Annotated in this window: 7 protein-coding genes; all 7 read left to right on the forward strand. The window is 70.3% G+C overall.

What is annotated here, in order from left to right; genetic code table 11:
* Positions 1 to 1,283 precede the first annotated feature (1,283 nt).
* The 7 genes from ABZ915_RS48410 to ABZ915_RS48440 all read left to right on the forward strand — a co-directional run bounded on the left by ABZ915_RS48410 (position 1,284) and on the right by ABZ915_RS48440 (position 11,246).
* Complete coding sequence (locus ABZ915_RS48410; protein WP_361817779.1) at positions 1,284 to 3,116, forward strand: Helicase associated domain protein; 1,833 nt, start codon at positions 1,284 to 1,286, stop codon at positions 3,114 to 3,116.
* Between the two features lie 120 nt (positions 3,117 to 3,236).
* The gene (locus ABZ915_RS48415; RefSeq protein ID WP_361817782.1) at positions 3,237 to 4,631 is read left to right on the forward strand and encodes a DNA-binding protein; all 1,395 of its coding nucleotides are present in this window, start codon (positions 3,237 to 3,239) and stop codon (positions 4,629 to 4,631) included.
* Between the two features lie 400 nt (positions 4,632 to 5,031).
* On the forward strand, positions 5,032 to 5,784 hold the full coding sequence (locus ABZ915_RS48420) for a TnsA-like heteromeric transposase endonuclease subunit (protein WP_361817785.1): 753 nt from the start codon (positions 5,032 to 5,034) through the stop codon (positions 5,782 to 5,784).
* Positions 5,781 to 7,847: a transposase gene (locus ABZ915_RS48425; RefSeq protein ID WP_361817787.1), complete on the forward strand. Its 2,067-nt coding sequence runs from the start codon at positions 5,781 to 5,783 to the stop codon at positions 7,845 to 7,847. Before ABZ915_RS48420 ends, ABZ915_RS48425 begins: the two co-directional genes overlap by 4 nt.
* 32 nt (positions 7,848 to 7,879) lie before the next feature.
* Positions 7,880 to 8,878 carry a TniB family NTP-binding protein gene (locus ABZ915_RS48430; protein WP_361817796.1) on the forward strand — a complete coding sequence of 333 codons (999 nt, stop codon included), beginning with the start codon at positions 7,880 to 7,882 and terminating at the stop codon, positions 8,876 to 8,878.
* 227 nt (positions 8,879 to 9,105) lie between these two features.
* Positions 9,106 to 9,354 (forward strand): hypothetical protein, encoded by a 249-nt coding sequence (locus tag ABZ915_RS48435; RefSeq protein ID WP_361817790.1) that lies wholly within the window; start codon positions 9,106 to 9,108, stop codon positions 9,352 to 9,354.
* Positions 9,351 to 11,246, forward strand: a complete 1,896-nt coding sequence (locus ABZ915_RS48440) for a DUF2637 domain-containing protein (RefSeq protein WP_361817793.1) — start codon at positions 9,351 to 9,353, stop codon at positions 11,244 to 11,246. Before ABZ915_RS48435 ends, ABZ915_RS48440 begins: the two co-directional genes overlap by 4 nt.
* Positions 11,247 to 11,476: the final 230 nt, after the last annotated feature.

Consider the following 11,476-nt stretch of genomic DNA (forward strand, 5'->3'; position numbering starts at 1 on the left):
TAATTATGTTTGATATACCTATGTGGCGTTTCTTTTTCAACACCCCACTTTTGTATTTTTTCAAAAGAGAACTGACACTCCCTCCGCTGCGCTCCGGGAGTGAATCGGCCTGCGTTGCAGTCCTGTGCTGGACTCCGTCCAGCCAGAGGCTTCCGCTGCGCTCCAGCCTCGACCGCGCTGCGCGCGGCAAGCGGGCCTCCGGCCCGTGCGGCAGCAAGGAGGCGGGTCGTGCGGCTTCGGGGAAAGGAACGTGACGCTGAGCCAGAGGACGGCTCGGTCGGAGAGAGGAAGCCTGGGGGTGCTCCTGTCCCGGTACTGTGGAGACCTGGGTTGGGTGCTCAGATCTTTGCTTCAAAATAGACTTCGGATCGAATCTGGATCACGTCTCCCCTGCCGACCCCGCCTCACACCGCTCCCGCCGACCACTGAAACTGCGCAGCATCCCGGCGCCTGCGTACCCGGGTTTTCGGTAACGGAGGACAGGGCAACTGTGTGACTCGCCAGCGTGCTGACCGGCTGTCAGCACAGCACCACAAAGGCTCTCGCGGGGCGATGTCGAGGGGGAGGTATTCCTCTCACTCCCTCGGGCGAAGGGACCGCCGATTCTTGCCGGGCTGAGTGGGGGGCGGACAGACTGGCCGGGGTTTTCAGTCTGGGGGTGCCCGGGCGTGCCGTCGGTGGGTCTGCGGCGGCACGCTGGCGGTCGCCGGTAGCGGGCGGGAGGCAGCGGAGTGGAGGCAGTGCTGCGTGTGGCGCCTTGTCCGGGGGAAACGACCTGGTCGTTCTTGCATCGGGTGGCGGCCGCCTACGGGATGCAGGCGGGCGACTTGACGGCATGGTGGCAGTGGGTGAACCCGGTCCATCAAAGCCGGGGTGCGCGTCCTGATGGCGAGGTGCTGCTCGACGGGGTGGCGCAGGGGCAGTTGGCGGGCTGGTGCGGGGTGCCGGCGGGGCATCTTGTGCGGGCGTTGCCGTCCTGGGAGGCCGGCGTGGAGGTGTCGGCCGGTCGTGGTGGGGACGGGCGGGGGTGGGCGCGGTGGCGGGTGGGGACGCTTGAGTGGGGGCCGGTGGTGTTCGGGTGCCGGCTGTGTGGGGCACGGTGCGGGGGTACGGGGCCGGTGTGGGTGTACCGGCCTCGGTGGCAGCGGTTGTGTGCGCGGCATGGTCGGTGGCTGCTGGATGTGGGCGAGGGCCATCCTGTGCAGTTCCTCGACGTCGGTGCTCTGGCTGGGGAGTTGGGGCGGGCGCAGCGCCGGTGGGGGCGGGCGCGGGTCGCGGGTGCGGTGGCAGGCGCTGAGCCGGGTGAGGTGTTCGCGCTGGCGCGGGCGGTGGTGTGTTCCTGGTGGGAGCGGGAGGAGTTCTGGGAGCGGGGCACGGTGTGGGGGTGGCGGCTGGAGCAGGTGGTGGCCGCTGCCCGACGGCGGTGTCCGGATCCGGCGGGCTGGAAAGGCGGGCAGTGGCGGCTGCTGGTGCGGGATGCGGTGACGTTTCCGGAGGTTGTGGCGGTGGCGCAGGCCCTGGTGGATCCGCGGATGCAGCAGTTGGCCGCCGGCGACGGATCAGGTGCTCTGGTGCGCCGGCGGGACGGCGGTGAGCGGCTTGCTGCCGCGCTGGGCGAGCGCCTGGGCTGGGCGTGGCTGGGCGAGCTTCAGGCGCGGGAGGCTTCTGGGTTGTTGGCGTCCTGGGCGCAGGCGGTGGGCCGTGAGCGGCGCCGTCCGGCGGGCTCGGCCCCGGGAAAGGGGCGAAGCGGGTTGTGGTGGGTGCACAGCGCGTACCGGCCGGTGGAGGTGGGAGCGGGCCTGCGCTTGCTGGCAGACGCTTTGGGTGTTGCGGGTCCTGGCACAGGTGGGGGTTCGGGTGCGGTGGGGCGTGGCGGGCCGGTAGCGGCGGGAGGGTGGCGGGTGGAGCGGGCGGTGCCGCGGCGGAGCGGGCACGGTCAGGGCCTGAAGCAGTGGCAGGCGCGGTTGTTCGCCGAAGGCCTGGAGCAGGCCCGTGTCCATGTGGGGAGGTTCGGACATCTGGCTGTCGCGCATACGGACGGCCGGGTGCGGGAGGGGTTCGATCTGGGGCGGTGGCTGGCCAACCGGCGTGCCGATGCCGCGTCACTGTCTCTCGAGCAGGCGGAGCAGCTGCGGGAGCTGGATGCGTGGTGGAACCCGCCTTGGCCCATCGACTGGCAGCGTGCCTGGTACCGCGCCCACGTGCTCGAGCACGGCCTGGTGCACGGCGGCGACAACCTGGCCGGTCTGCCGCGCTGGCTTGAGCGGTGGTTGCGCCACCAGATCACCCATTATGGGCGGCTGCACGAGGACCAGCAGCGTCTGCTCGCCGAACTCGGCATGACCCGGGGCGAGGTGGAGCGTTTCCATGCCTGGCCCGGGCGGCGCCGCCCGGCCGCCGACGGCCTGGCCATCGCGCGTGCCTACGCTGCCCGGCACGGCCACCTCGCCGTCTCACGGCCCACTGTGGTCGATGGTCTCGCCCTGGGGACCTGGCTCACCAAGGTGCGCCAGCGTCAGCGCAGCGCCGGTCGGCCCACCCGCATGGGGTGGCACCTGAGCGCCATCGACGCCTGGTGGAACCCGCCCTGGCCCATCGCCTGGCAGCGGATGTGGTGGACCAGCCGCTGTCACCTGACCGGCCTCCCTGAGGATCTCGAGTGGTGGCCGGGCGCACCGGACGCCGAACACGCCGCCGCCTGGCTGTGTGAGCAAAGTGCCCGACGGCCGCTGTTGCAGTCGGGGCAACGGCAGCTGGTCGATGAGCTGCTGTCACTGGCCGGTGCAGTGCCGGTATGGCAGCCACGGATCAGCGACACCACCTGGCAGACACTGTCCGCTGTGCTGCCCGCCCGGCCGCACACCGGAGGCCGTCCCCGCTGCGACCGGCAGATCCTGGAAGCCATCGTCCACGTCGCCTGCACCGGGCAGGCATGGTCGCGTCTCCCCCCGGCTCTGGGGCCCTTCCTGGCCTGCCGGCGCCGCTTTCTCCGCTGGCACGAGGACGGCACCCTTCAGCGGGTCTGCCACGCTGTCCTGCCCGAACAGGACAGCGGCTGGCAGCAGCGCCTGGCCGTCTACACCGGTGTCTCTGTGGCACTGCGTCTTCAGCGGTGACGTGCCATGCCGCGCACCGGTAACAGCACGCCTGTCTGTCCGCTTCTGGGCAGCGCAGCGCCCTGCTGAATCTTTGCCGTCGGTGCCTGCCGGGCACCGTAGGTGCGAGACCGTGACGAGGTGACACCTCTTCCGGTCCTGCTGCGGACTGCGCCGGTGAGCAGGGAGACGACCTGGTCGCTCATGGGCCGGGTGGCTGCCACGTACGGCATGCACCCCGAACAGATGCTCGGACACTTCACGGTCACCGGCTCCCGTCCCCGGCATGAAGGCGGCGCCGTGCGAGCCGACGCGGAGCTCCTGCTCAACGAGGCCGGACGGCGCATGCTGGCCGGGCTGAGCGGAGTCGGGCAGGACATGCTGGGCCGGGCGCTGCCGGCCTTGTCCCGCAAGGACGCCAAGGCCGGCACGGATGAGGGGGCGGCCCGCGCGGTGTGGCGTGTGGGCGGCGCGGCGGTGGGACCGGTGGCGTACGGCTGCCGCTTGTGCACGGCACGGCGGTGCGGGGCCGGGGCGCGGGTCGTGCGCTATGCGCAGCGGTGGGAGCGGGTGTGCGGCCGGCATGCCCGATGGCAGCTGGACGCAGACGCCGACCAACCGCTGGAGCATCTCGATCTGCGCGGGCTGCCCGAGGTCGTGGCAGCGCAGCGGCGATGGGCAAAGGTGACGCGGCACGCAGCCCGGGCCGGCGTGGAAGCGGAGCGGGTCTTCGGCCTGGCGCACGCGGTGGTCGCCCGGTGGTGGGACCAGGCCTTGCGCTGGGAGCAGGAAAAGGTCTGGCCGCGCCGCCTGCACCAGATCGCGGGCGGCAACGCCGGAGATGATCTGGAGCGGTGGCGGATCGTGGGACGGGACACGGTCGTCTTCCCCGAGGTGATCGCCGTCACGGAGGCCCTCTTGGACCCGGTTATGGCCGAGCTGGCGTGGATCGACAGCGGGGAGCAGCATCCGCGGCCGCTGCCCGCCGACGGGGTGTTCTGCCGCCGGCTCGGCGAGCGGGTGGGACGGCCTTGGCTGGGGCCTCTGGCTGCCACCGACTACGGCGGCCCGCTGATCAACTGGATGGGCAGCATCATCCGCACCCGCCGCAGCACCGGCCGCCCGTCTGAGCAAACAGAAGACCCATGGCGGGTACGGCAAGAGCTCCAGCCCGCCACTATGGCCGCGCAGCTGCGCGTGCTCGGCAAGGAAAAGAAAGCGCCCGGCTCAGGAACGATGTGGCGCACGGTGGTGCCTGCCGAGCAGCGGGCCCTGATCAGCAGCCTCATCGACGCCGCCGAGGAGCAACTGATCCAGCTGCGCGGGGCGCAGACCGGACCCACCGTCGACGTCGCCCGTCGCCTCCTGCTCAACCTCAGCCACGGCGCCGACCTGATCGACCAGGCCCTGTGGCAGTCCGCATCGGCGGCTTTGAGCGCCGGGATGGCGCTGGAGGATCTGGCACAGTGGGCCCGCTTGCCCGCCGACGCTCTGGCTGAGGCGCTCGCGGCATACCAGGACAGCGACCACGAGTAGGCGCGCCCGGCTGCCCCGGTCGGTACACGCAGGCGCAAGCGGCCGGGAGACTGGCAGCTTGTAGGAGGCGGCCCGAGCCGGGGCAGGGGGCCGGGAGAAGGGGCGTTCACGCCCCGAGGCGGGCGCCGCGGGCGGTCGTACTGCCGCCGTGCCCGGGAGAGGGTCCTCCGTGCGGGTGACGCCGCAGGCTCGCGCTGACACGGGCAGGACGTCTCCGCGATTCTGAACCCGCATCGTTGCCACGCTCGGGACGGTGTCGGGGCAGGGAGTGGGGCTCTTGGCTGGTTCGCCTGACGGCCCAGCTGGGACGGGGCTTTCGGGGGCGCTGATCAGTACGAGCAGTCACGGTGATGCCGGTGCCGCCTTGTCCGCTGCCAGGGACGGGTGCCCGGCTGTAGATGTGGACGGCGTGGAGGCGGTCTTCGCCCACAGCGGCGGGGCGCTTGTGCAGCAGCGCTGGCTCCAGGCTGCCGTCCAGGTCCGGTTCGAGGAGCTGAAGTCGGTGGCGCCGTTCCCTGTGGTGCCCGGCCGCAGGTGGGGCCCGGGCTGGTGGTGGTCGGCCACTACGGGTCGGCACATCGCGCACGGCTCGCAGGCGATGTGCAGCCAGCTGATGCTGTTGGACCGTGACCCACATGTGGTGGGACTGTCGGCGCGGCCAGTGCGGCTGATCTGGCGGGATCCAGGCAGTAGGCGGGTGCTGACGTGGGTGCCGCAGCTGTTCGCCCGCTACGCCGACGGCCGTGCTCTGCTCGGTGACTGCCCGGCCACGACGGAGCCCGCCGCAGAGCGGGCCGCGCGCGCTGCCGCGGTGCTTGCGGCGGCGTGTGAGGCGGTGGGGTTCGCCTACCGGCGTCTGGTGCCGCCTGATCCGGTGCTGGCGGCCAATGTGCGGTGGCTGGCCGGCTACCGCCACCCCCGCCACCGGGACGCAGGCGGCTTGGAGCAGGCGGTACTGGAGGCGTTCGCCGCCCCGCGGCCGCTGATGGCCGGGGCCGCGGCGGCGGGCGAGGTCCTTGCGACGCTGCCGGTGGTCTACCACGCGTTGTGGAGCGGGCGGCTGACCGCAGACCTGAGGCGGCCGCTGGGCGAGCACATCCTCATCCACCCCGGGAGCACGGCGGATGGCAACGATGAGGAGCAGGAGCGGTGAGCGGGAATGTGGTCACCGCCCCCGGTCGGCGGCATGTCGGGGTGGGTGCTCAGGTCAGGTTCGAGGACCGCACCTGGCAGGTGGCCGCCGTGGCCGGGGCGTGCGTGCGCTTGGTCGACGAGTGCGGGCAGATGGCCTCGGTGCTGACCTGCTTCCTGTTCGCCGATCCGGCGTTCGCCGTGGTGGACTCCGCGGCCGCCGCTGGTGTGCCGGCGTGGGGACTGCTGGAGTCGGTGCCCGAGCGGGAACGGGAACGGGCGCTGGCCTGGCAGCGGCACATCCGCGAGCTCGAGACCGGCCTGCCCGGCGGACCGGGCAGCGGTGGTGTGCCCCGGCCCGAGTACGACCCGCAGCAGCGGTCGATGGCCGAACGGGAGCAGGCCAAGGCCGACGAACTCGCAGCGCTGGGCTGGCCGAAGGCCAGCCGGGCCACCGTGCGCCGCATGCGTGCCCGCTACCACGCCCAGGGCCTGTGGGGCCTGGTCCCCCGCCGCAGACAGGCCAGCGCCACGGGACGGGCCGATGAGCGGGTAATGGCCGCCGTACTGGAAGCCTTGCGCCGCCAGCGCGGCCGCTCCACGGGCACACTGAAGGGGCTGCGCGAGCTGACCGGGCAGATCCTGGCCGACATGCACGGGCCGGGCGCGGTCGCGCTGCCGCCGCCGTCGACGTTCAACCGGCTGGTGCGGGTACTGGCCGACCCGCTGGAGCATCCCGGACGGCCGGCCCGCGCGGCCACCACCACGCCGGCCCGGCCGCTCACACCGACGGTGGCACTGCGGCCGGGTGAGCTCGTGCAGGTCGACACCACCCGGCTGGACGTGATGGCCGTGGGCGAGGACGGCCGGGTAAGGCGCCCGGAGCTGACGATCGCCCTGGACGTGGCCACCCGGTCGGTGGTGGCGGCCGTGCTGCGCGAGGAGGGCACCAAGGCCGTGGACGCAGCCCTGCTGATGGCGGAAATGGCCGTACCCCACCCGGCACGGCCCGGCTGGCCCGACCATCTGCGCCTGGCCCACGCTGCCGTCCCCTACGACCGGCTCCTCGCCCTCGACGCGCGGCTGGCCTCGGCGGCAGCGCGGCCGGTGATGGTGCCGGAAACGATCATCATTGACCGTGGAAGCATCTACCTGTCCACCGCCTTCCTGACCGCATGCGAAACCCTCGGGACGAGCGTGCAGCCGGCCCCGCCCCGCTCACCTACCGCCAAGGGCGCCATCGAGCGGACCTTCGCCAGCATCAACACCCTCTTCGCGCAGCACGTCGCCGGCTACACCGGCTCCCACGTCCTCCAACGCGGCGAAGCGGTAGAAGACGAAGCACGGTTCACGGTGGCCCAGTTGCAGGAGCTGCTGGATGAATGGGTCACCGCGTGCTGGCAGCACCGCCCCCACGAAGGGCTGCGCCACCCCGTCCTGCCGAGAAAGGCTCTGGCCCCCAACGAGATGTGGGGCGCGCTGCTGGGCGCGTCCGGCTATGTGCCGCTGCCGCTGGCCGGCGCCGATTACCTGGAACTGCTGCCGGTGCGCTTCCACCCCGTCACCGGCCGCGGCATCCGCATCAACTACCGCACCTACGACCACGTCTGCCTGAATGAACACCGCGGCCGCCCCTCCCCCGCCGGTCCGGGCGGCAAGTGGGAAGTCCATCTCAACCCGCACGACGTGCGGCAGGTCTACATCCGGCTGCCCGACGGACGCCTGCACGAGATCCCGTGGATCCACCGCGACCACGTCCACGCCCCCATGAGCGAAACCACCTGGCGCCACATCCGCACCACTCTCACCCAGCGCGCAGACCGCGAGAAGCACGAGGCAGCGCTCGCGGAGACCGCCGACGAGGTCCTGCGGCGCAGCCGACCCCAGCCCTCCAGCCCGGCAGCAGTCGCGCAGTGCACGGCGGAAACCCTGCCGCCCCCAGTCGCGGCCGAAGACACCGAGGACAGCCTCGACGACGCAGAAGCCCACGCCTCAGACGACGCCACGCACACCGGTGCTGAAGCGCCCCCGCCGCCGGCCCGGTTCGGGCTGTACAACGCTTTCGAGGAGGCCGAGCACTGGTGACCAGCCCCCACGCCCCGCCCGTCGTCGATGAAATGTCCTCGCAGGCGGTCACCACGTTCCACGGGTTCGCCCGGTTCGCCGCCACCGCACCGCCCGCGCCACCGCAGCCAGGCGAAGCACCGCGCTCCATGGATGAACGCTTGGCCTACCACTCCCAGTTCGTCACCGTGCGCACCCCGGCCATCGAGAACCTCTCCCGCCAGGTACGCACCCTGATGATCCTCGGCCGCCACCAGAACGTCACCGCACGCCCATCCCTGATCGTCACCGGCCCGGCCACCACCGGCAAAACCACCGCACTGCTCGAGGTCGGCCGGACCTGCCACCTGGCCCACACCCGCCGCACCCAACCCGGCGATACCAGCGTCCCCGTCGCCTACGTGCTGGTACCGCCCGGCGCCACCGCCAAGACCCTGGCCGCAGAATTCGCCCGCTACCTCGGCATCCCCATCACCAGCCGCATGACCACCGCACAGATCACGACCGCCGTCTGCCACACCTACACCGCCGCCGGAGTCAAGCTCTCACTGATCGACGAGATCCACCGGCTCAACCCCCGCACCTCCAGCGGCGCCGAGGCCGCCGACTGGCTCAAAGACCTCACCGAACGCATCCCCGCCACCTTCGTCTACGCAGGCATCGACGTCACCACCAGCCCCGTCTTCAGCGGAGTACGCGGGGCACAGCTGGCCGGTCGCGCCTCCCTCATCGACTGCGCAGCACTGGCCGCCCGCGCTGGCGGCCACGAACCATTCCGCGACCTGATCACCGCCCTCGAACAGGCCGTCGACCTGCACGCCCATCGGGCAGGCAGCCTGCCGAAGCTAGCCCCCTACCTGCACCAACGAACCGCCGGACGGATCGGCAGCCTCTCCCGCCTGATCCGCCAAGCCGCCATCGAAGCCATCTGCGACGGCAGCGAACGCATCACCAAACCACTCCTGGACAGCATCACCCTGGACCACCTCGCCGAGGAACACCACCGGCCCCGCAGCCCCACCCGCCGCCGCACCCGACCAAGCAGCAGATAACCCCGGCCGGCCATCCACGCGCCGGCACCGGCAAGGCGACAGGCAGCAGGAACAAAAAAGCGATCGCTTGGCAGGTCAGCAGCCGTCTGTGCAGCGCGCCGGGCACACACGGCCACTCCCGGCACCCCCGCCCAGCCCGCCGTTACCTACCCACGCGCCAACCACACTGCGCAAAAACGCCACCACACCCAAAATCACTGAGCAACGTCAAACGACGAGTTCAGCCCATGAACCACCCCGCGCCACCCCACAAGCCCCGGGCAGACTTTCCCCACGGACCGGATACGCCGCTCAGCACCACTGAGCAACAACAGGCCACAACCAACATCAATAAGCAGCTGCACCAGCTACGCCACACTATCAGCCGCATCCAGCACATCAACGCCACCCTCCACACACCCCTCGAGGAGGAAACCGAACACCTCATCAACCAGTTGCTGAACACACCCAGCCCGAACCGGGCCACGAACCGATGACCCGCACACCAACACCGGCCCACCCCTCCACACCCCCACGCGCACCAGCCCCGGGCCCCAACCCACCCTCCGCGCGCGACACAACCGCCGGCCCCGCACCACCGAAGCCTCTCCAGCCCGCTCTGCGACGCCTCACCCGGGCCCAGCGCCTGCTCGCCGCCAGCGTCGTCGCCGGCGCCCTGGCCATCGCCGGCATCGGCTTCACCGGCTCCTACACCGCCGTACGCAAACTGGCCACAAGGAAAGGCTTCGCCGCCTACGCCAGCCTCTACCCCCTCGGCATCGACGCCGGCATCTGCGTCCTGCTCGCCCTCGACCTGCTCCTGGCCTGGATCCGCATCCCCTACCCACTCCTGCGCCACACCGCCTGGCTGCTCACCGCGGCAACCATCACCTTCAACGCGGCCGCCGCCTGGCCCGACCCCCTCGGCGTCGGCATGCACGCCGTCATCCCAATGCTTTTCGTCATCACCGTCGAAGCAGCCCGCCACGCCATCAGCCGCCTCGCGAACATCACCACCGGCACACACATGGAAGGCGTCCGCGCCAGCCGCTGGCTCCTCGCCCCCGCCCCCACCTTCCTGCTCTGGCGGCGCATGAAACTCTGGGAACTCCGCACCTACCAACAAGCCATCACCCTCGAGCAGGAACGCCTCCTCTACCAGACGAAGCTGCACGCCCGATACGGCAGAGCATGGCGCAGGAAAGCACCCGTCGAAGCACTCCTGCCCCTACACCTCGCCCGATACGGCATCCCCCTCGACAAGACGGTCCCACCACGACTCGCACCAGCGGCCGAACCAGCGGCCCCTCCCGCAGCGCCGCCCCCACAACCAGCACAACCGGCAACAGCCGAACCCAGAACAGCCGACACACAGCAACCCACCACAGACGCCGCCTGCCACCCGACCCGGGCAACCAGCACCACCACCATCACCCCAGCCGCCACAACCACAAGCAGTCATGCATCACAAGTCGCGCCCGCCTCAAAAACAGCGGCACCACCCAACAAGCAGTCCTCCCAACCAAGCGGCCCCCACCCCGCTCGACCGAAGCAGACACGGGACTTAGATCAATTCTCCTGGTTTCGAACGGCTCCCCGAATGAGCCGCCACCAAGGCGACCACAGCCCCACCTACACCCCCGCACACCCCTACAAAACTCGGCACGAATACAAAGACCAGCAACAACAGCAGGTCCCCATGCAGTTCGCACGGCCAGCCACGAAGGCCCACCACCAGACAGCCCCACCACAACCCCTACAACCGACCATCCGGGGAAACAGCAGCCAACCGGCCCTCACCCAACTTCACCAGACCCGTGGGACGGACAGCGGCGGCACAACCTCGCCCACCAAACCGGAGAAGAAGACACCCGGCCCCCATCCCAACCAACCGACCAGCAGCAGCGAACCACCCACACCAGACGACAGCCCCAGGCCGGCCTCACAGACCCCCGAAACCCCAGAACCCGCGCCGACCGACCACACGTCACGAGCCCATACGCACGAAGCCGCTCAACCACCCGGACCGACAACGGTGGACCGCTACTACACGGCCTGGCACGACTTCCTGCAGCAACACGGCCGCGAACCAGACGCCACCGAACTCTCCACCCACCTCGCCCAACACGGACTACACGACAAACAAGGCCACCCCATCAAACCCAAAACACTCGCCCGATACCTACTCAACTTCCGCATCTACACCATCTGGTCCCAACACCGAGCACTCAACCTCCACCCCGACCTGAACCAAGTCGCCAAAGAGCTCGCCCAACACAGCATCACCGGCCAATACAACAAACCCATCACCCACGCCCACCTCACCCAACACCACCACGCCTTCGAACACCGCTGGCAGGCACAGCCCCGCCACGACCAGCCCGAATGAAAAACGGCCGGATCGACAAACGCATACGATCCATCGACGCCACAACACATCGGATGCCCCCCACCTGTCGTGACCGACCGAGCTGCGCGGCGGTCACTGAGGCGACCCCCGTGGCGTGGACACTCTGACAATGGATCTTGCAGATCCAAGGGAAGGTGTCCTGGTGGGACGTAAGTCTCCGTATCCGGCCGAATTCAGGAACGACGCTGTCGCGCTGTACCGCGCGGCGG

The sequence above is a fragment of the Streptomyces sp. NPDC046915 genome (genome assembly GCF_040644935.1).
In the GTDB taxonomy this organism is placed as follows: domain Bacteria; phylum Actinomycetota; class Actinomycetes; order Streptomycetales; family Streptomycetaceae; genus Streptomyces.

Coding starts and splice junctions, on each gene's coding strand:
- ABZ915_RS48440 (WP_361817793.1), top strand. CDS start 9,351: ATGACCCGCACACCAACACCGGCCCACCCCTCCACACCCCCACGCGCA.
- ABZ915_RS48430 (WP_361817796.1), top strand. CDS start 7,880: ATGTCCTCGCAGGCGGTCACCACGTTCCACGGGTTCGCCCGGTTCGCC.
- ABZ915_RS48435 (WP_361817790.1), top strand. CDS start 9,106: ATGAACCACCCCGCGCCACCCCACAAGCCCCGGGCAGACTTTCCCCAC.